The organism is Streptomyces mirabilis, from assembly GCF_018310535.1.
Classification (GTDB): Bacteria; Actinomycetota; Actinomycetes; order Streptomycetales; family Streptomycetaceae; genus Streptomyces.
In genome coordinates this window covers 5,186,315-5,213,304 of the sequence record NZ_CP074102.1, presented here as the reverse complement: position 1 = coordinate 5,213,304, position 26,990 = coordinate 5,186,315, and the positions used below count along the sequence as shown (strand labels likewise).

Annotated in this window: 17 protein-coding genes; 5 read left to right on the top strand and 12 right to left on the bottom strand. The window is 69.3% G+C overall.

What is annotated here, in order from left to right; genetic code table 11:
* Position 1 precedes the first annotated feature (1 nt).
* Positions 2 to 826, top strand: coding sequence for an ABC transporter ATP-binding protein (locus SMIR_RS23075; RefSeq protein ID WP_211119043.1), 825 nt, complete (start codon positions 2 to 4; stop codon positions 824 to 826).
* Between the two features lie 130 nt (positions 827 to 956).
* On the opposite strand, the gene SMIR_RS23070 is transcribed toward SMIR_RS23075, so the two are convergent.
* From SMIR_RS23070 to SMIR_RS23055, 4 genes are all read right to left on the bottom strand, one after another.
* The gene (locus SMIR_RS23070; protein ID WP_249938461.1) at positions 957 to 2,108 is read right to left on the bottom strand and encodes a glycosyltransferase; all 1,152 of its coding nucleotides are present in this window, start codon (positions 2,106 to 2,108) and stop codon (positions 957 to 959) included.
* Positions 2,105 to 5,014, bottom strand: a complete 2,910-nt coding sequence (locus SMIR_RS23065; protein WP_168492166.1) for a bifunctional glycosyltransferase/CDP-glycerol:glycerophosphate glycerophosphotransferase — start codon at positions 5,012 to 5,014, stop codon at positions 2,105 to 2,107. Before SMIR_RS23065 ends, SMIR_RS23070 begins: the two co-directional genes overlap by 4 nt.
* 104 nt (positions 5,015 to 5,118) lie before the next feature.
* Complete coding sequence (locus SMIR_RS23060; RefSeq protein ID WP_168492167.1) at positions 5,119 to 5,625, bottom strand: GtrA family protein; 507 nt, start codon at positions 5,623 to 5,625, stop codon at positions 5,119 to 5,121.
* Positions 5,626 to 5,865: 240 nt separating this feature from the next.
* A complete protein-coding gene (locus SMIR_RS23055; RefSeq protein WP_168492168.1) occupies positions 5,866 to 10,806 on the bottom strand; it encodes an NAD-glutamate dehydrogenase in 4,941 nt (1,646 codons plus the stop codon).
* 652 nt (positions 10,807 to 11,458) lie between these two features.
* Between SMIR_RS23055 and SMIR_RS23050 the strand changes: the two genes are divergently transcribed.
* Positions 11,459 to 12,025: a DJ-1/PfpI family protein gene (locus SMIR_RS23050; protein ID WP_168492169.1), complete on the top strand. Its 567-nt coding sequence runs from the start codon at positions 11,459 to 11,461 to the stop codon at positions 12,023 to 12,025.
* A 154-nt stretch (positions 12,026 to 12,179) separates the two neighbouring features.
* Here SMIR_RS23050 and SMIR_RS23045 read toward each other — a convergent pair whose 3' ends face one another.
* Positions 12,180 to 12,851, bottom strand: coding sequence for an HAD family hydrolase (locus SMIR_RS23045; RefSeq protein WP_168492170.1), 672 nt, complete (start codon positions 12,849 to 12,851; stop codon positions 12,180 to 12,182).
* A 46-nt stretch (positions 12,852 to 12,897) separates the two neighbouring features.
* A complete protein-coding gene (locus SMIR_RS23040) occupies positions 12,898 to 13,413 on the bottom strand; it encodes a DUF6912 family protein (protein ID WP_054229599.1) in 516 nt (171 codons plus the stop codon).
* A gap of 354 nt (positions 13,414 to 13,767) precedes the next feature.
* Here SMIR_RS23040 and SMIR_RS23035 point away from each other — a divergent pair, with 354 nt between their 5' ends.
* Positions 13,768 to 14,343, top strand: a complete 576-nt coding sequence (locus SMIR_RS23035) for an Rv3235 family protein (protein WP_212727312.1) — start codon at positions 13,768 to 13,770, stop codon at positions 14,341 to 14,343.
* Between the two features lie 143 nt (positions 14,344 to 14,486).
* Here the strand turns inward: SMIR_RS23035 and secA are convergent, their stop codons facing one another.
* Positions 14,487 to 17,303, bottom strand: coding sequence for a preprotein translocase subunit SecA (gene secA / locus SMIR_RS23030; RefSeq protein WP_168492173.1), 2,817 nt, complete (start codon positions 17,301 to 17,303; stop codon positions 14,487 to 14,489).
* Between the two features lie 244 nt (positions 17,304 to 17,547).
* Between secA and SMIR_RS23025 the strand changes: the two genes are divergently transcribed.
* The gene (locus SMIR_RS23025; RefSeq protein WP_168492175.1) at positions 17,548 to 18,126 is read left to right on the top strand and encodes a GNAT family N-acetyltransferase; all 579 of its coding nucleotides are present in this window, start codon (positions 17,548 to 17,550) and stop codon (positions 18,124 to 18,126) included.
* Positions 18,127 to 18,721: 595 nt separating this feature from the next.
* Complete coding sequence (locus SMIR_RS23020; RefSeq protein ID WP_168492177.1) at positions 18,722 to 19,897, top strand: winged helix-turn-helix domain-containing protein; 1,176 nt, start codon at positions 18,722 to 18,724, stop codon at positions 19,895 to 19,897.
* A 43-nt stretch (positions 19,898 to 19,940) separates the two neighbouring features.
* Here SMIR_RS23020 and SMIR_RS23015 read toward each other — a convergent pair whose 3' ends face one another.
* The 5 genes from SMIR_RS23015 to mtrB form a co-directional block, all read right to left on the bottom strand.
* On the bottom strand, positions 19,941 to 20,684 hold the full coding sequence (locus tag SMIR_RS23015; protein ID WP_168492179.1) for a response regulator: 744 nt from the start codon (positions 20,682 to 20,684) through the stop codon (positions 19,941 to 19,943).
* Positions 20,685 to 20,890: 206 nt separating this feature from the next.
* A complete protein-coding gene (gene hpf / locus SMIR_RS23010; protein ID WP_373306561.1) occupies positions 20,891 to 21,583 on the bottom strand; it encodes a ribosome hibernation-promoting factor, HPF/YfiA family in 693 nt (230 codons plus the stop codon).
* 313 nt (positions 21,584 to 21,896) lie between these two features.
* Positions 21,897 to 22,847 (bottom strand): ComF family protein, encoded by a 951-nt coding sequence (locus SMIR_RS23005; RefSeq protein WP_168492182.1) that lies wholly within the window; start codon positions 22,845 to 22,847, stop codon positions 21,897 to 21,899.
* A gap of 208 nt (positions 22,848 to 23,055) precedes the next feature.
* Positions 23,056 to 24,891 carry an LpqB family beta-propeller domain-containing protein gene (locus SMIR_RS23000; RefSeq protein WP_212727311.1) on the bottom strand — a complete coding sequence of 612 codons (1,836 nt, stop codon included), beginning with the start codon at positions 24,889 to 24,891 and terminating at the stop codon, positions 23,056 to 23,058.
* On the bottom strand, positions 24,881 to 26,989 hold the full coding sequence (gene mtrB / locus SMIR_RS22995; RefSeq protein WP_168492186.1) for an MtrAB system histidine kinase MtrB: 2,109 nt from the start codon (positions 26,987 to 26,989) through the stop codon (positions 24,881 to 24,883). Before mtrB ends, SMIR_RS23000 begins: the two co-directional genes overlap by 11 nt.
* Between the last annotated feature and the right edge of the window lies 1 nt (position 26,990).

Below are 26,990 nucleotides of genomic sequence, written 5' to 3'. Positions count from 1 at the left end.
CATGGCTGACACCCTCACGCAGGACGCGCGGCCCCAGGGCGCGGCCGGCAGCGCCGACGCGCTCGTCCCCACCGTCGTCGCCGACCACGTGGACATCGTCTACCGGGTCAACGGCACCGGTGCGGGGCGGGGCAGCGCCACCGCCGCGCTCAACCGCATGCTGCGGCGCAAGCAGACCGAGAAGGCCGCGGGCGTACGCACGGTGCACGCCGTCAAGGACGTGTCCTTCACCGCCTACCGCGGCGAGGCCATCGGGCTGATCGGCACCAACGGCTCGGGCAAGTCCACCCTGCTCAAGGCGGTCGCCGGCCTCCTTCCCGTGGAGAACGGCAAGATCTACACCGACGGTCAGCCCTCGCTGCTCGGCGTCAACGCGGCCCTGATGAGCGACCTCACGGGTGAGCGGAACGTCTACCTCGGCGGGCTCGCCATGGGCATGTCCCGCGAGCAGGTCAGGGAGCGCTACCAGGAGATCGTCGACTTCTCCGGCATCAACGAGAAGGGCGACTTCATCACCCTCCCGATGCGGACGTACTCCTCCGGGATGGCGGCGCGGCTGCGGTTCTCCATCGCGGCGGCCAAGGACCACGACGTGCTGATGATCGACGAGGCCCTCGCCACGGGGGATCGCTCCTTCCAGAAGCGCTCCGAGGAGCGGATCCGGGAGTTGCGCAAGCACGCGGGCACGGTGTTCCTGGTGAGCCACAACAACGCGTCGATCCGGGACACGTGCGACCGCGTGCTCTGGCTGGAGCGGGGGGAGCTTCGGCTGGACGGACCCACGGAGGATGTGCTCGCGGAGTACGAGAAGTTCACGGGGAAGTAGGGGCGACTCGGGGGCGCGGGGAACTGTGTGCTGTCGGCTGCGGGTTGTACGTGGCTGAGCGCGCAGTTCCCCGCGCCCCTTTGGGGCGCGCCTCGGTGGGCCGGAATCAACCGGCCCACCGAATTCACTTCTACCTCTCCAAGAAGCTGAAGAGGTCTTCCCACCTGCGGACGATCTCGTCCGTCGTGTAGCGCTGGATGTTGACGCGGGCCGTCTCGCCCATGCGGTCGCGCAGGTCCTTGTCGGACATCAGGGTGTCGAGGCGGCGGGCCAGTTCGCCGGTGTTGCCCAGGGCCGCGAGGAGACCGTCCTCGCCGTCCTGGATGATCTCGTGCACGCCGGGAGCACAGTCGAAGGCGGCACACGGCAGGGCGGTCGCCATGGCCTCCATCAGGGCGAGGGGGAAGCCCTCGCCGCGGGAGGACAGGACGAAGACGGAGCCACCGCGCAGGGCGCCGGGTACGTCGCTGGTACGGCCCATCCACTCGACGGAGTCGTCGAGGCCGAGGGCGGTGCACTGCTTCTTGAGGATCTCCTCGTCCTCGCCGGAGCCGAAGATCCGCAAGGTCCAGTCGGGATGGCGGGGCGCCACCTCGGCCCAGGTGTCGAGGAGCATGTCGATGCCCTTCTGGTCCGAGAGCCGGCCGACGCTGACGACGACGTTCTCGGTGCGCGACGAGGGCACCTCGGGCATGAAGGGGATCGGGTTCGGCATGAAGGACGCGTTGTCGAGGCCCTGGCGGATCCACAGGTCGGCGTCCTCGCGGGTGAGCGCGAGCATCCGGTCGACGTCCTTGTAGTGCTTCTGCACCCGCCCGAAGCGCGAGGTCGCCTTCGAGTACGCGAAGGACTCGTGGCTCATGCCGATGACGGTCAGGCCGGTGGTGTCGGCGAGCTCCACCCACTCCATCGCCCACACCTGCGTGACGATCACGACGGCGCCGGGACGCGCGGCCCGAAACAGCCGGGTCAGCTTGGCGGCCTGCTCACGCATGCCCGCCGCCCGTTCGGTGCGCAGCCTGCGCTCGGCGACGTTGAGCCGCCCCTTGATGCCGCGAGCGGAGCCCACGCGCGGCGGGTGGACGTCGTACAACGTCGTGGTGGGGTACGGGAGTTCGCCGAGCTCCTGGACGACCGCGGGCTCGGTGATGCCGATGACGTGGACGCGGTGGCCGCGCTCGGTGAACAGCCGGGCCATCTGGTGCGACCAGCTGGTCACACCGCCGAGCTCGTCGACACTGTTGGAGACGAAGAAGACGTCCCGCTCGCTGTACGCGGTCACGCGCGCCTCCACTGGGAGAAGAACTGGTCGACGATGCTCTGCGCGGCGTTGCCCTGGTCGAACTCGCCGAAGTCGGCGACGAACCGCTCGCGCGGGGCCGCGTACTTCACCTTCTGCTCCTCCAGCGAGTCCAGGACCGCGTGCAGCTCGTCCTCGGTGCGGACGACCGGGCCGGGGGCCCTCTCCAGCAGGTCGAAATAGGTTCCGCGGCCCTCGTGCACGTACTCGTCGTAGTCGTACGTGAAGAAGAACATCGGGCGGTCGAGGAGGGAGTAGTCGAACATCACGGACGAGTAGTCGGTGATCAGACCGTCGGCGAGCGCCAGCAGGGGGGTCATGTCGTGGTAGTTCGTCACGTCGATGATCCGGCCGCGCACGGAGGGCGGCAGCACGACGTGGTTGAGGTAGTGCGAGCGGACCAGGAGGACATAGCGGTCGCCGAAGGTGTCGGCGAAGCGCTCCACGTCGAAGGGCAGCTCGAACCGGCGCTTGCCGCCGCGCTGCCGGAAGGTCGGCGCGTACAGCAGGATCTGCTTGTCCTCCGGGATGCCGAACTCGGCCGCCAGTGCGCCGCGCTCCCGCTGCCCGGTGGCCTCCTCGCGCTGCTTGGCCTGGACGAGCGCGTCGTTGCGCGGGTAGCCCACCCGCAGCAGCGTCCGCTCCTGGAGCCGGAACGCCCGCGCGAGAGTGTGCACATCGTGCTCGGAGCGGATCAGGAAGCGGTCGAAGCGGTCGAGGGTGCGCTGCTGCTCGGCCTGCTCCTCACGGGACTTGAGCTTCCACTCCGGCTCGTCGAAGCCCATCCGCTTGAGCGCCGAACCGTGCCAGGTCTGGATGTACGTCGTCTCGGGCCGCTTGGTGACCTTCAGCGGGTAGCTCTGGTTGTCCACCCAGTACTCGGCCTGCGCGAGCGCCTTGAGATACGGCAGCGACCAGCGGCGTACGAGGGTGGCGTCCTCCGGGAAGCCCTGGGGACTGTCCGCGTAGGCCCACACGGCCTCGAACTCGATGCCCTGGCGGCGCATCTCCTCGTAGATGGCCTTGGGGCTGTCGCTGTACTGCCGGCCCAGGTGGCTCTCGAAGACGACGAGGCCCTTCTTGACGGGCAGGCGGCTGAACACGTCGTGGTAGACGCGGAGCTTGGTGTCACCGGAGGCGAGTTCCTTGCGCAGCGCCTTGGCCTTGCGGTAGCCGGTCTTGGCGAGCCGCCCGGTCGGGCCCTGCACACCGCGCTGGACGAGTTCGTTGGCCTTCTTGTCCGGGACGAGCTGGAAGGAGAGGTGGCCGCGGGAGGAGACCTCGGGCTCGATGCGGTCGGCGACCAGGCGGGTGAGGCGGGGCCGGACGGGCAGGTGCCCCTGGGCCAGCTCGGGCTCGGAGGCCGTGAGCCGGGTCGTGGTGCGGACGGTCTTGGCGCCTTCGCCCTCACCGGCGACGGCGAGGTGGAGGCGTACGTCCCAGACCGCGTCCACGATGCCGAGCGGGCGCAGGCCCTTGGCGAGGTCGGCCGAGGCCTCCCAGGCGATGGCCTCGCCCTCGTGCCGCACGGTGGCCACGGGGAAGCGGAAGGTCTGGAAGCGCACGCCCGGACGGCGGGCGTAGAACTCCAGCTGCGCGGAGAGCCGGGCGTCGGGCGGGATCACACCGAGCGGGTTGGTGATGCGCCCGGCCAGCCGGACGGTGCCGTCGGCCTCCGCGTATCCGGTCAGCGCGTTGCGCAGGAACATCTTCTCGACCGGCTTGGTGTGGTAGCCGAGCTCGGTGACGTCCAGGACGTGCCGGGCGAAGGCGTCGTGCTCGATGTGCTCGGCGCACCAGTACACGCGTCCGTCGTGCTCGACGAGCGGCGAGGAGATCTTGTCGCGGTTGCTGAGCGTGTCCACGGCGGGCAGCAGGTTGTCCCAGTCGCTCTCGTGGAGGAGGTACGCGCAGATGGCGTGGATCGGCTCGATCTCGTCGAAGGCGATGCGGTCGATCGACTCCAGGTAGGCACGCGCGATCTGCGCGAACTCCTGGCGGTAGGCCTCGTCACGGAAGGGCAGCTCGCGCAGGTGCAGCACCAGGTCGTGCTTGAGCCACTTGACGTCCTTGGCGAACTTCAGCTCCAGCAGGCCGTGGTCGGCGAGGAGCTGGTCGACCCGGCGGTGGATCTCCATGCGGTGCGTGAAGTTGGCGATCTCGTCACGCCGGTTGCTGATGGACTTGGCGGCCGCCTTCTCGACGATCCGCCAGTCGTACACCCGGTTCGGGATGAGCGTGATGCGTCGGGCGGCCACGTAGGCCTGCGCGGAGAACAGCAGGTCCTCGTAGTGGATCCCGACCGGGAACTGAAGGCCCTCATCGAGCAGGAACTGCCTGCGGTAGCACTTGTTGGTCGACAGCGTGTCGAAGACCAGCAGGTCGGGAAGCTCGGAGATGGACTCCAGGGTGCGGGTGCGGTCGTACAGCCAGGGGTACCACTTGACCTCCTTGCCGGTGCGCGAGTCGACGTGCACACGCACGCACAGGCCGGAGACGAGGTCGGCGCCGGTGGACTCGGCGGCCTCCAGCATGTTGCGGCAGGCGTTGCGCTCCAGGACGTCGTCACTGTCGAGGAAGAGGACGTAGTCGCCGCGGGCCTGCTGGATGCCGTGGTTGCGGGGGGCACCGCAGCCGCCACTGTTCTCGGGCAGCCTGAAGGCCCGGACGCGGTCCGGGTGCGCGGCGGCCAGCCGCTGAGCCACGTCGTACGAGCCGTCCGTGCTGCGGTCGTCGACGATGACGACCTCGACACCACGCAGGGTCTGGTCGAGAACGGAGCGCACGGCCGTCGTCAGCCGGGACGCGTCGTTGTAGACGATCACGACCACGGACACGGCGGGCACGGCTGCTGTTTCTGCTGGCGGGCAGGGGTGATCCACACTCATCCTATTAATACTAGACATTCCTGATGGTTCAACCTAGGCGATCTAGTCCATTTGCGTATCACCTAGGTAGATGCCGATCGCCAGCCAAGGGTTGCGAGTGCTGTCTAACGGCTGTGTTTCACCTGTTCGAACACCCAGGTGCGGTACACCAGGAAACGGAACGCCGAGGCCAGCACGATCGACAGCGCCTTGGCGAGGTTGGAGCCGAGCGGGGTGTCCATACCCAGGCCGTGGTAGCCGATGTAGAACAGCGCGCTCTCCATGATGACACCGATGCCGCTGAAGGCGAAGAACAGGGCGATCTGGCGTCGGGTGCGCGAGGCCCGGTCACGGTAGGCGAAGAAGCGGAAGCCGAGGTAGTTGCTGCCCATGGCGACACAGCTGGCGATGACCGTGGCGGCCATCGGGGCCCACTTCAGGCCGTGCAGGAGGAGGTTGAAGACCAGGAAGTTGACTGCGATACCGCTACCGCCGACGGCCCCGAACTTCACCACTTCGAGGACGATCCGCCGGGTCCTTTCGATCGCCCCGGGAGGAGTGGCGGGAGGTGCGGGCTGGGCCGGTGCGGGGGCCTGCCGGCCTACATGGGCCCGCCCCTCGGAGAGGTTCACAGTCACAATTGTCCCTTTTATCAGCAATAGGTAAATTCCAGTTCCGGTTTTCCCGAGAGATCTGCAAGAGCGAGGCAAGAGGGCGGCCGAGGCGCTTGCGCCTACCTGCACAAATAGGGTCAGCCCCGGCCATCCCGGCCGGGGCTGACCCCATCGACGTACATCCGATCGAGTGAAACAAGTGCACTCACAAGTGAGTCAAGTGCACCCAGAGGCGACCTACGAGTGCGCCGGCGCCACCTACGAGTGCGTCCGCAGGAGCGTCCGCATCGTGCGCATCGCCACCGACAGGTTCGCCAGGTCGAACGAGTCCGAGGTCTGGATCTCCTCCAGGGTGGTGCGGGCGCGGCCCAGGATCGCCGCGTTCTTCTCCTCCCAGGCCTTGAAGCGCTGCTCCGGGGTCGAGGTGCCGTTGCCGACGGCGAGCACGTCCGCGGTGAGCGCCGCGTGGGCCGCGTACAGGTCCTCGCGGATCGAGGCGCGGGCCATGGACTGCCAGCGGTCGGCACGCGGGAGCTCGATGATGCGGTCCATGAGCTGGGTGATGCTCAGGCGGTCGGCGAGGTCGTAGTAGACCTCGGCGACGGACATCGGGTTCTTGCCCGTGCGGTCGGCCACCGCGACGATGTCCAGCGCCGGGAAGGCCGAGGAGAACCCGGCCACGTGCGTGGCGAGCTCCTCGGGGACGCCGGCGCCCGTCAGCTCCTCGAAGATCTGCTGATACCACTCCAGGTCCGCACCGCGCAGCAGCTTGGGCAGCTCGCCCCAGACCTGCGCGACGCCCTCACGGAAGAAGGAGATGTTCTCGGCGAGCTGGAGCGGCTGCGGCCGGTTGTTGAGCAGCCAGCGCGTGCCCCGCTCGACGAGACGGCGCGAGTGCAGCCGGATTCGGGTCTGGACATCGGCGGCGACGACATTGTCGAGCGCCTCCACCGCGTCCCACACCTTGCTCGACTCGAAGATCGCGCGGGCCGCGGTCTGCGCCCGGACGATCTCCTCCAGGGACGCGCCCGTCTCCTCACGGAGGCGGTGCAGGAAGCTCGTACCACCCGTGTTGACCGTGTCGTTGACCAGAACGGTCGTCACGATCTCGCGGCGCAGCGCGTGCGCCTCGATCTGCTCGCGGAACTTCTCGCGCAGCGCGGTGGGGAAGTACGCGAACAGCAGGCTCTGCAGGTACGGGTCGTCGGGCAGCGAGGTGGCGAGCAGCTCGTCGGAGACCGTGATCTTCGTGTACGCGAGGAGCACGGCCGTCTCCGGACCGGTCAGGCCCTGCCCGGAGTTGAGCCGCTCACGGATCTGCCGCTCGTTGGGCAGGAACTCCAGCGCCCGGTCGAGGTGGCCCTCCCTGACCAGGAAGCGCAGGAAGCGCTGCTGGGCGTGGAGCATGCTCGGCGACTGGGCAAGCGCGTTGGCGATCGCCACGTTCTGCGCGTAGTTGTTGCGCAGGACCAGCGCGCCGACCTCGTCGGTCATCTCGGCGAGCAGCTTGTTGCGCTGCTTGACCGTCAGATCGCCGTTGCTCACGACAGCGTTGAGCAGGATCTTGATGTTCACCTCGTGGTCGGAGGTGTCCACGCCCGCGCTGTTGTCGATGGCGTCGGTGTTGATCTTGCCGCCGTGCTGCGCGAACTCGATCCGGCCCAGCTGGGTCAGACCGAGGTTGCCGCCCTCGCCGACGACCTTGACGCGCAGGTCTGCGCCGTCGACGCGGATGGCGTCGTTGGCCTTGTCGCCGACGTCCGCGTGGGACTCGGCGGACGCCTTGACGTACGTACCGATGCCGCCGTTCCACAGCAGGTCGACCGGCGCCTGCAGGATCGCCTTCATCAGGTCGGCCGGGGTCATCTTCATGACACCGGCCTCGATGCCGAGGGCCTCACGGACGTGCGCGTTGACCGGGATCGCCTTGGCCGTCCGCGGGAACACTCCGCCGCCGGCCGAGATCAGCTCGGTGTTGTAGTCGGCCCAGGACGAGCGGGGCAGCTCGAAGAGACGACGGCGCTCGGCGTACGAGGTCTCCGCGTCCGGGGTCGGGTCGAGGAAGATGTGCCGGTGGTCGAAGGCGGCGACCACGCGGATGTGCTCGGAGAGCAGCATGCCGTTGCCGAACACGTCACCGGACATGTCACCGACGCCGACGACGGTGAAGTCCTCGGTCTGGGTGTTGACGCCCAGCTCCCGGAAGTGCCGCTTCACGGACTCCCAGGCACCGCGCGCGGTGATGCCCATCTTCTTGTGGTCGTATCCGGCGGAGCCGCCGGAGGCGAAGGCGTCCCCGAGCCAGAAGTTGTAGCTCTCGGCGACCTCGTTGGCGATGTCGGAGAAGGTCGCGGTGCCCTTGTCGGCGGCGACGACGAGATAGGTGTCCTCCCCGTCGTGCCGGACCACGTCCACCGGGGGCACGACCGCACCGGCGACCAGGTTGTCGGTGATGTCGAGCAGCGCCGAGATGAAGGTCCGGTAGCTGCGGATGCCCTCCGCGAGCCAGGCGTCGCGGTCCACGGACGGGTCGGGCAGCTGCTTGGCGACGAAGCCGCCCTTGGCGCCGACGGGCACGATGACGGTGTTCTTCACCATCTGCGCCTTGACCAGGCCCAGGATCTCCGTCCGGAAGTCCTCGCGCCGGTCGGACCAGCGCAGACCACCGCGCGCGACCTTGCCGAAGCGCAGGTGCACGCCCTCCACCTTCGGCGAGTACACCCAGATCTCGTACGCCGGTCGCGGCGCCGGCAGGTCCGGGATGGCCTGCGGGTCGAACTTCATGGAGACGTACTCGTGCGGCTTGCCGCCCAGCGCCTCCTGGAAGAAGTTGGTGCGCAGGGTCGCCTTGATGAGGGTGAGGAAGGAGCGCAGGATCCGGTCCTCGTCCAGGCTGGCCACCTGGTCGAGAGCGGCGTCCAGCTCCTCCATCAGCGCGTCGGTCAGCTCGACACCCGCGTGCTGGCGCTCCGGCGACATCCGCGCCTCGAAGAGGGAGACCAGCAGCCGCGTGGTGTGGACATTGTTTCGGAGGGTGTCCTCCATGTAGTCCTGGCTGAAGGTGGAGCCCGCCTGGCGCAGGTACTTGGCGTACGCGCGCAGCACCATCGCCTGCCGCCAGGACAGCCCGGCGCTCAGCACGAGGGCGTTGAAGCCGTCGTTCTCGGCCTCGCCGGTCCAGGTGGCGGCGAAGGCCTCCTGGAAGCGCTCACGGCCGTCGTCGCCGAGGTAGTCGCCGTTGCCGTTCAGCGACTTGGGCAGACGCAGCCCGAAGTCGTAGATCCAGGCCGTCGTACGGTCCGAGCAGCGCAGCTCGTAGGGGCGCTCGTCGGTGACCTCGACGCCCATGCGGTTGAGGGCCGGCAGGACCGCGGACAGGGAGACCTGCTCACCAGTGCGGTAGATCTTGAAGCGGCGCTCGCCGGGACCGGCACCGACCGGCTCGTACAGGCTGAGCGCGAAGTCCTTGCTCCGGTCGCGGGTGAGCTTCTCCAGGTGAACCAGGTCGGCGACCGCGGCGCGCGGGGTGTGGTCGGCCTTGTAGCCCTCGGGGAACGCACTGCCGTAGCGGCGCAGCAGCTCGGCCGCGCGCTCCTCGCCGCACTCGGCGTTCAGCGCCTCGGCGAAACCGTCGGCCCAGGAGCGGGCGGCCTCGACGAGCCGCACCTCGAGCCTGTCCTTGTCGGCGTCGCTGAGCTGCGCCAGCTCGGTGCCCTGCGGGACACGGACCACGAAGTGCAGCCGGGAGAGGATCGACTCGGTGTTCCAGGCGGTGAAGTCGACGCTGGTGCCGTTCAGCTCCTCCTTCAGGATGTCGATGATCCTGAGGCGCACTCCGGTGGTGTAGCGGTCGCGCGGGAGGTAGACGAGGGCCGAGTAGTAGCGGCCGTACTCGTCCTGGCGCAGGTAGAGGCGCAGCCGGCGCCGCTCCTGGAGGTAGAGGACGCTGGTGACGATGGAGCGCAGCTCGTCGGCGGGCGTCTGGAAGAGCTCGTCGCGGGGGTAGGTCTCCAGGATCTGGAGCAGGTCGCGGCCGTCGTGGCTGTTGGGCGAGAAGCCCGCGCCCTTGAGGACCTCCTCGACCTTGCGGCGGACCACGGGGACGCGGCGCACGGACTCGGTGTACGCGGCCGAGGAGAACAGGCCCAGGAAGCGCCGCTCACCGATCACGTTGCCCTCGGCGTCGAACTTCTTCACACCGATGTAGTCGAGGTAGGACGGCCGGTGCACGGTGGCGCGGCTGTTGGCCTTGGTGAGGACGAGCAGCTTGTGCTCACGGGCCTTGGCGCGGGCGTCGGCGGGCAGCCGCTCGAAGGACGGGCTGACCGGGTGACTGTCGTCACCGCCGTGCTGCGGGTCGGAGCGCAGGATGCCGAGTCCGGTGCCGGGAACGGCGGCCAGCGAGTCGTCGTCACGCAGCTCGTACTCGCGGAACCCCAGGAAGGTGAAGTGGTCGTCCGAGAGCCAGCGCAGCAGCTCACGGGCCTCCTCGACCTCCAGGTCACGCAGGTCGTCGGCGGTCGGCTCGGTGGGCAGTTCCTCCGCGATGCGCAGCGCGGCGTCGCGCATCTTCTCCCAGTCCTCGACGGCCTCGCGGACGTCGGACAGGACGCGCAGCAGATCGGCGGTGATCTGCTTCAGGTCGGCACGGTCGGTCTCACGGTCGATCTCGACGTGGATCCAGGACTCGACGTGCGCGTCGTGCGGCAGATCCTCGATGGTGGGCCGGCCGGGCAGCACCTCGATGAGCTCGCCGGTCAGATCGCGCCGTACGACGAACTGCGGGTGGATGACGAGGTGGATGCCGCGGCCCTGCCGGGACAGCTCGTTGGTGACCGAGTCGACGAGGAAGGGCATGTCGTCGGTCACGACCTCGACGACGGAGTGGCTGCAGGTCCAGCCGTTCTCCTCGACGGTGGGCGTGTGCACTCGGACGTTGGCCGTGCCCTGGGGGCGGTTCTCGGCCAGTCGGTAGTGGGAGAAGGCGGCTCCGAAGACATCGACCGGGTCGCGGTCGGTCAGGTCCTCCGGGGCGGTGTGCAGGTAGTAGCGCTGGAGGAACGCGAGCACGGTGTCCTTGTCCGGAGTGCCCTCGCTCGTCGTCCCAGTCGGTAGGTGCCCCCCGACCGGGCTGTTCTCAGCTACCCGGGCAGCCCTCTCGAGCAGCTCGGCCTTGGCTTCGTCCAGCTTGGTCTGCATTGTCCTCTGGCTCCTGTCGCGCGCCGTTGCGTGACGTAGAAGGAAGTACGGTCTCTTCTCCGACGTAACGCCGTGACGCGGGGTGTCCGGTCTGGTCCGACGCTATGCCGCATGGAGAGATGAGCGGGGTGGTATCGGCCATTCTCGGCACCTGCGGCGACTGTGACGCTGATCTCTGCGTCGTCCGTCCCCGGGGTGTCCGCGGCCCACGGAGCACGCTCACGATTCCGCTTGCGCCCGCGTTTCCGCTGGTGCTTGCCGCGGTCGCCGCTCCGTCCCGCCCATGAAGATCAGCGATCGCCGCCCGGTCACGGATGTCGTCCGTGCGCTCCGGGCGCGAGGCAGGGGCAACTGGGCCCCCGCGAGATATCGCGCTGATCACGCCACCAGGCTATCGCTCCCTACCCGGGGCCCGTCATGAGCCGTATGTGTACAAAACCGGGGGTGGAACTTTGACAGTATGCACAGGGACGAAAGGGACGGGGACATGCAGTCCTCCGGTAACCCTCTCCTGCGGCACCACGTTGACGAGGACGGTGGGGCAGAGGCGGAATAGAGCTGTAGCCCCTCTGAAGTCCCGCTGGGACCTGCCGGGACCTGCTGGGACCCGCTGAAGCTCCACCGAAGCTCCACTGAAGGGAGCGGCACCGACATGACACCGAAGATCCTTATGGTCACCGGCGACGCGGCGGAATCACTGGAGGTCCTGTACCCCTACCAGCGCCTGCGCGAGGAGGGCTACGAGGTCCACATCGCGGCCCCCACCCGCAAGCAGCTCCGCTTCGTGGTCCACGACTTCGAACCCGGCTTCGACACGTACACGGAGAAGCCCGGCTACACCTGGCCCGCCGACCTCGCGTTCTCGGAGGTCGACCCCGGTCAGTACGCCGCCGTGGTGATCCCGGGCGGCCGCGCGCCCGAGTACCTCCGCAACGACCCCGAACTCCGCAAGATCCTCAAGTCCTTCTTCGACGCCGACAAGCCCGTGGCCCAGATCTGCCACGGTCCACTCCTCACGGCCGCCGCCGACGCCCTGCGCGGCCGCCGCGTCACCGCCTACCCGGCACTGGAACTGGACATGCAGGCCGCCGGAGCGACCTTCCAGGACGCGGAGGCGGTGGTCGACGGCACCCTCGTCTCGGCCCGCGCCTGGCCGGACCACCCGGCCTGGATGCGCGAGTTCCTCACGGTACTGAGGACGAAGGCACCGGTGGACTGATCGACTCGGGGGCGGTGGCGTGGGAGGTGTGAGCCGGGTACGCGGCTCAGCACCGGCGAGATCTGAACCGGGCATGCGGCCGCCCCGCCGGCGAGGGGCGCCGCACACCCCGGGCGCCGCAGCACACCCCGGTCAGCGAGCTCGAACAACAGGCCTACGCCGCCATCAGTCGCTCGGCCTCCTCGACCGCCTCCTCCAGGCTGTCCACCACGGGCACGCCGACCCCTTCGAGGCTGGCGCGGCTGTGCGAACCGCCGGTGTAGAGCACGGCCCGCGCCCCCACGTGCAGGGCAGCCACCGCGTCGTCGGCGGCGTCCCCGATCACCACCGTGCGCTCCGGGTCCACGCCCGCGAGCGAACCTATGTGCCGCACCATGTGCTCGGCCTTGCTGCCGCCGGACGGTCCGACCCGCCCCTCCACCCGCACGAAGTGCGGCTCAATCCCGAACCCCCTGACCAGCGGCACCAGTTCCTCATGCACATACATGCTCAGCAGCGACTGGCTGCGCCCCGCCGACCGCCAGTCCGCGAGCAGCGTCGTCGCCCCCTCGGTGAGCTCGCACGTGATGCGGTGCTCCGCGTAGTACCGATGGAAGGTCTCGTCCATGACCTCCCACTCGGCATCGGTCGGCAGCCGTCCCATCAGCCGCTCGTAGAACTTCGGCACCGGCACGCAGTACAGCTCCCGGTACCGCTCCAGCGTGAGCGGCTCCAACCCCAACTCGGCGAACGCCGCGTTCGTCGCTCCGATGATCGCGGCGTTGTCGTGGAACAGCGTCCCGTTCCAGTCCCACACGATGTGCGCTGCTGCGCCCTGCTTCCCCATACCAAGAAACTACCCGCCCGCACTGACAACGCCCCTCGGCGCAGGCTCAGTCCTCCAGCCCGACCAGGTTGGGAATCTCCTGCGTCGCGAACCACAACAACTCGTGGTCCTCGGCCCCGTCCACGATGAACTGCGCGTCGTCGTCCCCGTGATCGGCCGCCCCGAGCGCGTCCACGGCGGCCGAGACGTCCTCCCCGGCGTCATCGGCGTCCACGTGCACCGCGGCCGCCTTGGACAGGGCCACGGGACCCGACACCCGCACCTCACCGAGCGCCACCGGATCGAGCCCCCGGTCGGGATCGGCGACCGCGGCCCGGTCGGGCACGTCGACCGCGACGACCACCCGCCGCCGCACAGCGCCCGGCTCCCCCGCGAGCAGCCGCAGCGAGGCCAGCGCGGCCCGGTTCAGCGCCGCGTACTCGAGCTCCTCGATGTCGTCGGAGAGGTACCACTCGCGCAACGCGGGTGTGACGGCGTACGCGACGACCGGTCCCGCCGCCAGCTCCCCCGTCTTGTACGCCTCGGCGAGACCGGAGAGGGTCAGGGGGACGTAGACGCGCATGGCTGGCCGCTTTCGTAGTCGGGAGGGTTCCCGGGTCGGAGGGCTCCCGGAAGGGCGGTCCCGCGCCTCCCGGGAAGGCCTTCAGGATACGTGCGGGCGTCCCCTTTCGGGTCCCGGTCCCTCCCTCGTACGGCGTCCACCCCCGGCCCGCGATTCACCCGGTGCATCCCTGCCCCGCCAGGCCTCCCACCCCTCCCGCTCACTCTGATAGGTGAACCTTCCGGCCGCCGCGGCGCGCGCCGAGCGTCCTTGCGGGGGCCCGCTCCCGCCTCGTAGAAGATCCCCAACACGAAGTTACCGCCCGGTATCAACCGGTCACGGCGAACGGGGACGACGCATGAACGGGGACGACGCATGAACAAGGTGATGACCAGGACGAAGCGCCGCCCGGGCACCCGCCCACCCGGCCGCCACGACACCCGCCGCCCCAACACCACACCACCGCGCACCCCGGGCGCGGGCGCACCCCGCCCAGCCCCGGGAGACAGCCCACCACAGGCGCCCCCGGCGGAGGCCGCATCCCGCACCCTCCTCCTGCCCCCACCGGCCGACCACCCACGGCCGTCGCCGCGGTCCTCACCGCCGCCGCAGCCCCGCCCCACCGACCTCTTCGCCGACCGCCTCCTCGCCGTGCTCAGCGGCCAACGCCCCGTCCACTGCATGCTGCGCCACACCGCGGGCCGGGCCTACGACGAGCTGGCCTGGCTCGCCGAACGCGGCCCCCTGCGCACCCACGGCACCCGCCCGGTCGTCCGCGACATCGGCTACTACGTGCCACGGCCCGGCGCGATCGAGGCCTTCGCCCGCATCGGCGCGGGCGACCGGCTCCGCGCGATGGCCTTCCGCCTGGAACAGGGCCCCGACCTCCGCTGGCGCTGCACTGCGGTGGAACTGGGCGGCCCCCGCATGCCCCGCCCGGACGACGATTGAGCGGGCCCTGGGGCCCGGAACACCCCCCTGGCAAGTCCCGCGGGCCCCTGAACCCGCACTGAGCAACGCAAAGGGCCGGGCACCCACAGGTGCCCGGCCCTTCACCACCACTCAGCTCTCGTCAGCTCTCGCGAGCCGATCGGTCACTTCTTGCGGCGCCGCCCGTTGCTCTTCTGCTGCTTGCGGCGCTCCGCGCGCGTGAGGCCGTCCGCCTCGGAACGCACGGGCTCGTCGTCGTCGCTGGCGAAGTCGCCCTCGACGATGCCGCCCTCACCGTCCACGGTCGGCGCGGAGAAGTGCAGCCGGTCGGGACGCTGCGGGGCGTCGAGCCCCTTGGCGCGGATCTCGGGACGCGCACCCGCGGGCACGACGTCCTCCTTCTTCTCCAGCGACGGCGCGGCGTCCTCGACCGGGACCTCCTCGACCTGCTGCTCGACCTGGACCTCCAGGTTGAACAGATAGCCGACGGACTCCTCCTTGATGCCGTCCATCATGGCGGAGAACATGTCGAAGCCCTCGCGCTGGTACTCGACCAGCGGGTCCTTCTGCGCCATGGCGCGCAGGCCGATGCCCTCCTGGAGGTAGTCCATCTCGTAGAGGTGCTCGCGCCACTTGCGGTCGAGGACCGACAGGACGACCCGCCGCTCCAGCTCCCGCATGATCTCGGAGCCGAGCTGCTCCTCACGGGCCGCGTACTGCTCGTGGATGTCGTCCTTGATGGACTCGGAGGTGAACTCGGCGGTCAGACCGGCACGGTCACCGGCCGCCTCCTCCAGCTCGTCGACGGTGACCTTCACCGGGTAGAGCTGCTTGAAGGCGCCCCACAGCCGGTCCAGGTCCCACTCCTCGGCGAAGCCCTCGGCGGTCTCGGCCGCGATGTAGGCGTCGATCGTGTCGTCCATGAAGTGCAGGATCTGCTCCTGGAGGTCCTCGCCCTCCAGGACGCGGCGGCGCTCGCCGTAGATGACCTCGCGCTGCCGGTTGAGCACCTCGTCGTACTTCAGGACGTTCTTGCGCGTCTCGAAGTTCTGCTGCTCGACCTGCGACTGGGCGGAGGCGATCGCGCGCGTGACCATCTTGTTCTCGATCGGCACGTCGTCCGGCACGTTGGCCATCGACATCACGCGCTCGACCATCTGGGCCTTGAACAGCCGCATCAGGTCGTCACCGAGCGACAGGTAGAAGCGGGACTCGCCCGGGTCGCCCTGACGGCCGGAACGACCGCGCAGCTGGTTGTCGATACGACGCGACTCGTGGCGCTCGGTGCCCAGCACGTAGAGGCCGCCGAGCTCCTTGACCTCTTCGAACTCCGCCTTGACGGCCTGCTCGGCCTTCTCCAAGGCCGCGGGGAGGGCTGCGGCCCACTCCTCGATGTGCTCCTCGGGGTCGAGGCCGCGCTGACGCAGCTCCGCCTCGGCGAGGTCGTCCGGGTTGCCGCCGAGCTTGATGTCCGTGCCTCGGCCGGCCATGTTCGTGGCGACGGTCACAGCGCCCCGGCGGCCGGCCTGGGCGATGATCGGGGCCTCACGGTCGTGCTGCTTCGCGTTCAGCACCTCGTGCTGGATGCCCCGCTTCGAGAGCTGCTGCGAAAGGTACTCGGACTTCTCGACCGACGTCGTACCGACGAGGATCGGCTGGCCCTTCTCGTGCTTCTCGGCGATGTCGTCGACCACCGCGTCGAACTTGGCGACCTCGGTGCGGTAGATCAGGTCCGACTGGTCCTTGCGGACCATCGGCTTGTTGGTCGGGATCGGGACGACGCCGAGCTTGTAGATCTGGTGGAACTCGGCGGCCTCGGTCATCGCCGTACCGGTCATGCCGGAGAGCTTGCCGTAGAGGCGGAAGAAGTTCTGCAGGGTGATCGTGGCGAGCGTCTGGTTCTCGTCCTTGATGTCCACCCCTTCCTTCGCCTCGATCGCCTGGTGCATGCCCTCGTTGTAGCGGCGGCCGGCGAGGATACGGCCGGTGTGCTCGTCGACGATCATGACTTCGCCGTCGATGACGACGTAGTCCTTGTCCTTCTTGAAGAGCTCCTTGGCCTTGATGGCGTTGTTCAGGTAGCCCACCAGCGGCGTGTTCACCGACTCGTACAGGTTGTCGATGCCCAGCCAGTCCTCGACCTTGGAGACGCCGGGCTCGTGGATGGCGACGGTGCGCTTCTTCTCGTCGACCTCGTAGTCCCCGGTCTCCTCGAGACCCTTGAGGGAGTTGCCGGCCTCGCCCTTCTTCAGCCGGGTGACCAGCTTGGCGAAGTCGCCGTACCACTTGGTGGCCTGGTCGGCCGGGCCGGAGATGATGAGCGGCGTACGGGCCTCGTCGACGAGGATGGAGTCGACCTCGTCGACGATCGCGAAGTTGTGGCCCCGCTGGACGAGTTCGTCCTGCGACCAGGCCATGTTGTCGCGAAGGTAGTCGAAGCCGAACTCGTTGTTCGTGCCGTACGTGATGTCGCACGCGTACTGCTCGCGGCGCTGGGCCGGCGTCATGTTGGCGAGGATGCAGCCGACGCTCAGACCCAGGAACTTGTGGACGCGACCCATCATCTCGGAGTCGCGCTCGGCCAGGTAGTCGTTGACCGTGATCAGGTGAACGCCGTCTCCGGAGAGGGCGTTCAGATACGCGGGCAGCGTGCCGACGAGGGTCTTGCCCTCGCCGGTCTTCATCTCCGCGACGTAGCCGAGGTGGAGCGCGGCGCCACCCATCATCTGCACGTCGTAGTGACGCTGACCGAGGACGCGCTTGGCGGCCTCCCGCACGGTGGCGAAGGCCTCGGGGAGCAGGTCGTCCAGGCTCTCCCCATCCGCATACCGCTGCTTGTACTCATCAGTGAGGGCGCGCAGCTCGGCGTCGGAGAGGTCGACGAAGTCCTCTTCGATGGAGTTGACCTGGTCCGCGATGCGGTGCAGCTTGCGCAGGATCTTGCCTTCGCCTGCACGCATGATCTTCGAGAGGACGGACACGGGGGTTTGTCTCCTTGCCGGTCGGGCCTGGGACGGTCGGGTTCAATGTCAGATTCAAATCACAGCTTGAGCAACGGCCATCGTAAGCGAGGACCCCACCGCGCCGGGAGGTCTGCCAGTGACAGCCACTAGGACAACGGACGGGGGTTGCGGAAGGTGCCGTACCCGCGCTGCGAAAAGTAACCGAACCGTCACTCGCCGCAAAGGAATGGCGCCCTTTCGGCGGCCCTAGCAGAATCGGCCGATGGACCCCGTCACGCTCACCACCGACCGGCTGCTCCTGCGCGCCGTGGACTCGCACGACACCGACGCGGTGTACGAAGCCGTCCAGGACCCCGACATCCAGCGCTGGACCACGATCCCCTCGCCCTACCTCCACGAGCATGCGGCGGGCTTCACGGACCAGATGGTGCCGGACGGCTGGGCGGACGGCTCCATGTTCACCTTCGGTGCCTTCCTCCTGTCGGGGGACTTGGCGGGCATGCTCTCCATCAGCATGCGTTCCCTGGGCGTCGGCGAGGTCGGCTTCTGGGCGGCCAAGGAGCACCGCGGCAACGGCTACATCACCGAGGCCACCGTCACCGCCGCCCGCTGGGCCTTCACGAGCCTCGCCGTCGACCGTCTGGAATGGCGCGCCGAGGTCGGTAACAAGGGCTCCCGCGCGGTCGCCGAACGCGCCGGCTTCACCCTGGAAGGCACCCTCCGCTCCGCCCTCAACAACAAAGGCGTACGCCGCGACTGCTGGATCGGTTCCCTGCTCCCCTCAGACCTGGGCCTGCCATCAACGGCCCCGTACTTGCCGGCCCCTCCCCCCACTCCGTGAAGCACCCCTCCACCCCACCCACCGTCCAAGGCCAACTCCAGACCCCATCAGCCCGAAGCGGGTTCGAGACGACAGCCCCTGGAGAGTGCAGGGGCGCAGCCCCGCGGGGACCCGGGGCGCGGCCTTGGCGGGGCCCGCCCCGCAGCCCCGTCGGGGTGGGGCGGGCCCTGTGGTGATTTGGGACGGCAGCCCCGACGCAGTCCGGGAAACACAACCCCCTGACGGAGTCCGGAGACGAAACCTCACCCCGGGGTTCCAGGGGCGCGGCCCCGCCGGGGGTGCGGGGGCGAAGCCGCACAGGGGGTCGAAGGGCACAGTCCAAGTGGGGTGCAGGGGCGAAGCCCCACAGAGGGCCGGAGGGCGCAGCCCGCCAAGGTGCAGGAGTGGCAGCTCCGCCGGAAGTGCGGGGCGGCGCAGCCCCTGGCGGGGTCCGGGGGCGCAGGGGCGAAGCCCCGCCGGGGGTCCGGGGGCGAAGCCCCGCCGGGGGTCCGGGGGCTCAGCCCCTGGCGGGGGTTGGGGCGGAGCCCCCGGGAGGGGACGGGTAGGGCCGGCGGGGGCGAGTCCACTGTCAGTGGCACCGCCTACCGTGTGGACCATGACGAGCCTCCCGCGTCCCACCGCCGACCTCTCCGCCGAAGAAGCCCGCCGCATCGCCCTACGGGCCCAGGGCTTCCTGGGCGCCCCCGACCGCAAGGCCGGCGTCCGCGGAATCCTGCGACACCTCGGCGCGGTCCAGCTCGACACGATCTCCGTCCTGGCCCGCTCCCACGAACTCATCCCGTACGCCCGCCTGGGCGCGGTAGGCCGCAAAGCCGTGGACCGGGCCTACTGGACCGACACCCACGCCTTCGAGTACTGGTCCCACGCCGCCTGCATCCTCCCGGTAGAGGAATGGCCCCATTTCGCCTTCCGCCGCCGCGCCTACCGCTCCCGCCCGCACTGGAACCACGACCTGCCGGACGGCACCTACGACCAGGTCATCAAGCAGCTCCGCACCGAAGGTCCCCTCACGGCCACGGAGTTGGGCGGCGCGAAGAAGACCAGCGAGTGGTGGGACTGGTCGGGCACCAAGGTGGCCGTAGAGCGCGCGCTGATGTACGGCGAGGTGGTGTGCACGGAGCGCCGCGGCTGGAAGCGGGTGTACGACCTCGCCGAGCGCGCCGTCCCCGAGTCCCTGCTCCATGACGAGCTGGACGACACGGAGTGCCTGCGCCGCCTGGTCGGCCTGGCCGGCAAGTCACTGGGCGTCGGCACGCGCGCGGACATCGCCGACTATCACCGTCTCAAGGGCGATCAGGTCGACGCGGTGATCGCGGACTCGGGCCTGGTCCCGGTGACGGTGGAGGGCTGGGGCAAGCCCGCGTGGGCGGACCCGGCGGCTCTGGAGACTCCGCCGCGCGGCCGCCACCGTACGACGCTGCTGTCCCCGTTCGACTCACTCATCTGGGAGCGGGCCCGCACGGAGCGGATCTTCGGCTTCACCCACCGTCTGGAGGCGTACACGCCCAAGCCGAAGCGGGTGTACGGCTACTTCGCGATGCCGGTCCTCGCCGGAGGCCGGCTCGTCGGCCGCGTGGACCCCGCCCGCGAGGGCCGCACCCTGGTCGCCAAACAGGTCACGCTGGACGGCGCCAAGGCGGTCCCTGCCGTGGCCCAGGCCCTGCTGGAGGCAGCGAGCTGGGTGGACTGCACAAACGTACGCGTGGAACGGGTGGATGCCCCGGACCTCCGCGAGCCCCTCGCGAAGGAACTCAGCCGCGCACTGGCCTGACCTGACTGGCCGGAGTGACCTGCCTGACCGGCCTGGCGCCGACTCACCGGATCTCGAGGATCTTCTCCCGCATCGCGTAGACCACCGCCTCCATCCTGGAGTGCAGTTGCAGCTTCTCCAGGATGTTGCGCACATGGTTCTTCACGGTGTTCTCGGAGATGAACAACTCCTTGGCGATATCCCGGTTGTTCATCCCGGTCGCGACGAGCTTGAGAACCTCCAGCTCGCGATCCGTGAGCCGCGGCGCGGGCACGAGCCGACGCTCGTCCGTCCGCTGAATCATCGACTTGAACTCGGTGAGAAGTTTCGACGCCATCGACGGGCTGATCTGCGACTGCCCGTCCGCCACCGCACGAATGGCCGTGGCCACCTCGTCCGTGGAGATCTCCTTGAGGAGATAGCCGGTCGCGCCCGCCTTGATCGCGTCGTAGAGATCGGCTTCCTCGTCGCTGATCGTCAGCATGATGATCTTCGCGCTCGGAGCCACCTCCTTGATGGAGGTGCACGCCTCGATGCCGCCCCGCTTCGGCATGCGTACGTCCATCAGCACGATGTCGGGGAGCAGGTCTGCGGCCTTGTCGACCGCCTCCGCCCCGTCACCCGCCTCGCCGACGACCTGGATGTCCTCCTCGGCCGCGAGCACGATCTCCAGACCGCGGCGGAAGAGGGCATGGTCGTCCACGACGAGGACCCGAATGGGCTCCTTGCGTGGAGAGCCCGCGTCCGGGCCCATGCCGACGACGCCGCCGGCATCCCCGTCACGCATCGGTCCGAAGCTGTCCGCCATCGTTCCTCCCCCTGAAGGCCGTGGCCTGCGTTCCTGTGCCATCGCCAATCCGAGGCAACGACCCACCGGTTGGGGCCGGTTCGGCCATGATTCCATGCCCGGACGACAGTGGGGTGACAGAGCGGGTCGCGAAGTGGTCGCACACCGGTGCCCCTGGGGGCGCACGCGCGCTCCAGGGGCACCGGCTCAGCCGTCATCGGGGCGGGTCAGCCGCCGAGCGCACCGCCCGGCGCGTCCGGTCCGGCCTGGGTGACCATGGGGTCCGTGCTGAGGTGGATGACGCCGTAGTCGTATGCGTGCCGCCGGTAGACGACACTGGGTTCCTTCGTCTCGGAGTCGACGAAGAGATAGAAGTCGTGCCCGACCAGCTCCATCTCGTAGAGCGCCTGGTCGAGCGTCATCGGGGCGGCCACGTGGGTCTTCTCGCGAACGATGAGGGGGCCTTCGCCCATGACCTCGAGGGAGCCGATCTTCTTCGTCGGCACGCTGTCCGTGTCGTCCTCGTGGACGACGGTCCCGTTCCCGTTGAGCGTCGCGGCGCCGGGGACGTGGTCGGCGACCTCGGCGGCCGAGAGCCGGCCGTTGCCGCGGCGGGTGTAGCGCTTGTCGTGCTGCTTGCGCAGGCGGGCTTCGAGCTTGTCCGCCGCCAGGTCGAGTGCCGCGTACGGGTCACTTGCCGCCGCCTCCGCCCGGATCACCGGCCCGCGGGAGTGGAGCGTGATCTCCACTCGGTCGCAACGGTCGGCCTGCCGGGGGTTGGGCTCCTTGGACACCTCCACGTCGAGGCTGATCACCTTGCCATCGAGCTTCTGGATCTTCTCCAGCTTCAGCTTCTCGGCCACGTGCTTGCGGAACCGCTCGGGCACCTCGGTCTTGCGGCCCTTGACGACGATGTCCACGCAGAACTCCGTTCCCGGATTGCTCCGCTGCACTGGCGGAGCGTCTCCCTTTTGCACCAGGCCCCGGTGAGTGCCGGAACCTCGGACTTGGTGACTTTCACCTCCTCCTCCCCCATGGACAAGATCTACACCCCACCGCTACGGGTGATTCAGAAACCCGCAGCACAACATTCGGATGGGCGAGGTACGGCCTGCGCCATTGCCTCACAACCGAACATATCTCGCCTGGACGGATGTCGTCACCCTCTACTGCGGCGTACCTCCGTTCAGGTGAATTGACCTGGTCATTACCTGCAACGATGGAAGTTCCCGGTCAGTTCCGGTTTATTTCGAAAGAGTCCGGCGGGGCCGCGACCACAGCCGCGCAGATCATGTCGCCGACTCCGCTCATACCCGCCATTCCCCGGGCTGCTTGTGTCCGATCGGTATCCGCTGTCGTTGCCTCGGTCATCCGTTCTCCCGTTGCTTCCCCCGCTTCCGCGACGCATGCATCGACGTCCAGGGACGGATCGACGCGCGCCACCGCCGCCCGTACGGCACGTGCCGCCTCCGCCATCGAGGCACCCGTCGTCATCAGGTCGTCCACGAGTACGACCCGGCCCCCGCTCGCCAACAGCCGGACACCTCCGGCGGCCACCTCCAGGGCGCCCGCGAGATTGTCCAGTCGCTGCCGCGAGTTGAGCCCCGACTGGTCGGCCACGGCGCGCCGCTGCCGCAGCACGGCCAGCACCCGGGCCGGTGTCCCCGTGCGCCGCAGCTCCCCCGCCGCCGCGAGTGCGATCCGCCGCGCCGGGTCATGGCCCCGCGCCCGTACCGCCTGCCGCGAGGACGGCAGGGGAACAAGCAGCAGAGGCCCTGTACCGGAAAGCGACGCGCGCCCGTGACCACCCCTGAGCCGCAGTTGCCCGTTGCCGCCCCTCAGCCGACCGTCCGAGGCCGTGGGCAGCCCCTCCGGGACAGGGAGGTGCGGACGCCCCAGCCCTGCCCGTACAGCCCCCGCCAGGGCCGTTCCCAAAGGTGTCGCAAGTGTCAGTGCCCCCCGTTCCTTGTGAGCGAGGAGCGTCGCGCGCACCTCGTCCTCGTATGGGGCCGCCGCGTGCACCACCGGCAGCCCGGGCGGCTCCGGATCCGGTCGCACCCGGCGCGGTGCGTCCCCGCTCAGGGCGGCACGGCACTCCGGGCAGAGCACCGTGCGAGGCCTTCCGCAGCCTCCGCACTCGGCCGGCAGCACCAGATCGGTGAGGTCCTGCCACCACCCCCGCATGCCCACCACTGTGCCAACGCGCGGGCCGACCGGCCACCCCTGTGGACAACCGCCTGTGGACAACTCCACGGCCGTCACCCGTCCGGGGGACCACCGCGCAATGGCGGCCAGGTCCACCCCGTACGACGGCCAGGTCCACCCCGTACGGCAGCCGGGCCTGCCCGAAAAGGGAGGCCCGGCGAGTCCCTACCCGGGATGAAGAAGGTCCCTACCCGGGATAGACCGGTGCCGTGCCGTCCTTGACGATCTTCTGCCACTGCTCCCCAGACGACAGCCGCACGATCCCGTCCTCCTCCGAGTGCGCCACCAGTGGCAGTCGTTCGTCCTCGGACGCGGCGACCTCCTTCACCCCCGTCAGCGCGGAGGGCGCGGCACCCACCGCAGTGGAGCCGTCGACCTGGACGTAGCGCATCTGCTGCACCCCACCGGACTCGCGCCCGACGACGACGAGCCGGCTGTCCCCGGCCCACGACATGGCGGTGACCTCCTCCAGCTGCGGCGCCACGGAGCGCAGCTCGAGGATCGAGATGAGGGGCCGTCCGCCGGTCTTGGTGTCGCGCTGGATGCGCCCGATCTGCAGTGAGCTCTTGCCGTCCTTCTGCACGATCAGCGCGATCCGCACCCCGTCGGCGGCCACCCGCACCGCCTGGACACGGCCGTCGATACCCGGCGCGGTGACCGCCAGCGGAGTACCCGCGCCCTTCTCCAGCAGGAGCAGCCGTTGGTTCTTCGGATCGCGGTCGGCCACCCACAGGTCGCCCTGTCCGTCCCAACTGGGCGTCGTCAGCCGGTCGTCCGCCGTCGCCCCCTGGCTGTGCAGCACCGCGTCCCCCAGCGAGGCGCCCGACACCAGCGATCCGACGTACAGCGAACTCCCGTCGGCCGACACACCGGCCGCGCTGTCCTCGCTCCGCGACACCGCGGCCGACCGCAGCTTCTTGTCGCCCACTCCCAGCGCACCGGGCACCGGCTCGGGCTGCTTGTCACTGTTGGCGCTGGGCAGCCGTACGAGCCGCTGCTTGCCGTCGATGAAGTACTCGTACTCGGGGTGCTTGGCCGTGCCGTGCGAAGCGATGGTCTGTGCCCGGCTCTTGGTGACCACGCACAACTGCGAACCGTTCGACCGCTGCAGCTCCACCTCGTCGACGCCCGTGGGCGTCAGATCCTGGAGCGTGAAGAGGATCTGGGTGGCCATCTTGTCGCACTGGGTCTCTCCGACCCGGTCGGCCTTCTTGTTCAGCGGAACCGTCACCCTGTTGCGGTCGTCGGGCGACAACGACGTGACGCCCTTCTTCAACTCCGTGTCGGAGGGGAAGCTCGACGTCACCACCGGATCCAGCCAGCGTGTGGGCCCCTTCAGGAGTGATCGGACCATCTCCGTCATCGGGTCCACCTTGTCCCGCACATAGACGGGATCGGCGACGGTCCCCAGCAGTCCGCCCGACCCGGAGGGCACATTGGAGGCGAAGTAGTACTTGTTGACGGACACGTAGTTGCGCTGGAAGTCGGAGTTGCCCATCACCACGCCCTGCGGCAGCGCGTCGATACGCCACTGCTTGGTGTCCTTCTGCAGCGTGAGGTGCACCGTCGTCCGGTACGAACCGGCGTCCGGCGCGTACGCGTGCTGTTCGTCCACCGTGGCGACCTTGCTGCCGGACAGCGTGTACGAGTCGTCGCCCTCCCTGTTGCCCAAGCGCTCCGACTCGGGGTTGGGGCCGTCCGCGAGGACGGTCGTGGAGCGGTACGGATCCCACGCCTTGCGGGCGCTCGCCGTCAGATACTTGCGCGCCGTCTCATACTGCGCGTCGTCACTGGTCAGCGCCTCCAGGAAGCCCTGCACTATCTCCGCCGGCGGAGCGTTCTCGCGCGGCGGCAGCGCGAAGACGCGGACCTGCGAGTCCTGCCTCGGCGTCGACTCGACCCCGCGCAGATCCCCACTGTCCGGCATCGAGGCACACCCGGTCAGCAGCAGTGCGCCGCAACCGATGTACACCCCCACACGCGCAGGACGCAGACGGCCGCTCCCCTCGCGGTCAGCGCCCACGAAATGCCTCCCCTTGCCCGAGTTCCTCGGGCTCTCCTTGTCCCAGTCCTTCAGGCCCGTCACCGTCCCGGCCACGCTCCTGCACGGTCCGCTCCCCACCTCCGGCAGGCATGTCGTCCGGCCGCCGCACGGCCCCGGAGGGCCTCGGCACCACGCGCGCGCCGTTGCCCGGCAGTGCCGTCGGATCGGCCGTGGGCGACGCCCCGGCCAGTCGCGGCACCACGGACGTCCGCTGCATCGGCGGTGCCGCCTTCCCGCCGGCGGCCTGCATCGGCACCGTGGCGAGCTTGTCGCCGCCGCCGGAGGGCAGTCCCGCGTCATTAAGTCCACGATTACGCCGTGAGTCCATGGGCTCCAGGGGTATCGGAGACCCTCGCAGCGGCTCGTCCGCGGTCCGCGGCAGCGTCAGCCGGAACTGCGAACCGCCGCCCGGCTCACCCCACGCCTGCAGCCAGCCGCCGTGCAGCCGGGCATCCTCCAGGGCGATGGACAGCCCGAGCCCCGTGCCGCCGGTGGTACGCGCGCGTGCCGGGTCGGCACGCCAGAAGCGGCTGAAGACCCGGGTCGCCTCGCCGGGCTTGAGGCCTACGCCGTAGTCGCGCACCGCGATGGCGACCGCCCCGCCCGCCACGGCGAGCTTGACCACCACTTCCTTGCCGTCGCCGTGCTCCACGGCGTTGACGACCAGGTTGCGCAGCACCCGCTCCACCCGCCGGGCATCCGCCTCGGCGACCACAGGCTGCTGGTCGCCGACCACGCGTATCTGCGAGCCCTTGCGCTCGGCGAGCGGCTCGGCCCCGCTGACGACACGCCGTACGACTTCCCGGAGGTCTATCGCGTCGGCCTCCAGCGCCGCCGCGCCCGCGTCGAACCGGCTGATCTCCAGCAGGTCCGCGAGCAGCGTCTCGAACCGGTCCAGCTGATCGGCGAGCAGCTCGGCCGACCGAGCGGTCACCGGATCGAAGTCCACGCGCGCGTCATGGATGACGTCGGCCGCCATCCGGACGGTCGTGAGCGGCGTACGCAGCTCGTGCGACACGTCGGACACGAACCGGCGCTGCATCCGCGACAGGTCCTCCAGCTGCTGGATCTTCAGCTGAAGGTTCTGCGCCATCTTGTTGAAGGCCTCGCCGAGCCGCGCGATGTCGTCCTCGCCGGTGACCTTCATTCGTTCCTGCAGGCGCCCGGCGGAGAGCCGCTCGGCGATCCCGGCCGCCATCCGCACCGGAGTGACGACCTGGCGCACCACGAGCCAGGCGATGGCCCCCAGAAGCACCACGACGAACAGTCCAGCCGTCGCGAGCGTCCCCTTGACCAGGCTCAGCGACTTCTCCTCCTGCGTCAGCGGGAAGAGGTAGTAGAGCTGGTACGAGTCTCCGTTGGGGTCGAGGACCTGCTTGCCGATGACCAGCGCGGCCTGCGACTCCGTGCCGTCCTTGTAGACGACCCTGGTGTAGCTCTGGGCCGCCATCGTGTTGCTGTCGATGCGGGCGCGCAGGGCCTCCGGGATGCTCAGCGTCGGATCGACGTCGCCCGAGGAACGCGGACCCCGCCCGGCACCGCCGTTGCCCGCCACGGTGGAGCTGAGCGTCACCACGTCGAAGGCGCCCTGGCCGCCACTGGAAAGGGAGACGACGAGGTCGTTCATCCACTGGCTGACGTTCTTGGACGGACGGCCGTCCGCACTCGAACCGTCGTCGCCGTTGGCCGTCGCGGCCGCGTCCGCCTTCTGCTTGGCCACCGAGAAACCACCCGTGGCCTGACTCTGGGAGGCCTTCACCTTGGCGTCCAGCAGACCGTTGCGCACCTGCCCGATGACCACGAAGCCGAGCAGCAGCACGACACCCAGCGACATCAGCAGCGTCGTCACAACGATCTTGAGCTGGATGTTGCGCCGCCACAGCCGCATCACGGGCAGCAACGGACGGCGCACCCAGCGCATGAACAACCGAAGGACCGGGCTGCCCTGAACTCCGCCCTGCAGCAGCCCGCCCTCCAAGAAACGTCCCCAACGGGAGCCCGTCACCTTCCGGCCGACAGGCCGCCCCGAACGGACCCCCGACTCACCGGGCGCCGAAGCGGCACTGTCCCGGGACATG

Bases quoted from the DNA above. Each gene is read 5' to 3' on its own strand.
- SMIR_RS23075 (WP_211119043.1), top strand. From the start codon at position 2: ATGGCTGACACCCTCACGCAGGACGCGCGGCCCCAGGGCGCGGCCGGC.
- SMIR_RS23035 (WP_212727312.1), top strand. From the start codon at position 13,768: ATGAACAAGGTGATGACCAGGACGAAGCGCCGCCCGGGCACCCGCCCA.
- SMIR_RS23025 (WP_168492175.1), top strand. From the start codon at position 17,548: ATGGACCCCGTCACGCTCACCACCGACCGGCTGCTCCTGCGCGCCGTG.
- SMIR_RS23005 (WP_168492182.1), bottom strand. From the start codon at position 22,847: ATGCGGGGGTGGTGGCAGGACCTCACCGATCTGGTGCTGCCGGCCGAG.
- SMIR_RS23065 (WP_168492166.1), bottom strand. From the start codon at position 5,014: ATGAGTGTGGATCACCCCTGCCCGCCAGCAGAAACAGCAGCCGTGCCC.
- SMIR_RS23050 (WP_168492169.1), top strand. From the start codon at position 11,459: ATGACACCGAAGATCCTTATGGTCACCGGCGACGCGGCGGAATCACTG.
- SMIR_RS23055 (WP_168492168.1), bottom strand. From the start codon at position 10,806: ATGCAGACCAAGCTGGACGAAGCCAAGGCCGAGCTGCTCGAGAGGGCT.
- SMIR_RS23015 (WP_168492179.1), bottom strand. From the start codon at position 20,684: ATGGCGGACAGCTTCGGACCGATGCGTGACGGGGATGCCGGCGGCGTC.
- SMIR_RS23040 (WP_054229599.1), bottom strand. From the start codon at position 13,413: ATGCGCGTCTACGTCCCCCTGACCCTCTCCGGTCTCGCCGAGGCGTAC.
- SMIR_RS23045 (WP_168492170.1), bottom strand. From the start codon at position 12,851: ATGGGGAAGCAGGGCGCAGCAGCGCACATCGTGTGGGACTGGAACGGG.
- SMIR_RS23020 (WP_168492177.1), top strand. From the start codon at position 18,722: ATGACGAGCCTCCCGCGTCCCACCGCCGACCTCTCCGCCGAAGAAGCC.
- mtrB (WP_168492186.1), bottom strand. From the start codon at position 26,989: ATGTCCCGGGACAGTGCCGCTTCGGCGCCCGGTGAGTCGGGGGTCCGT.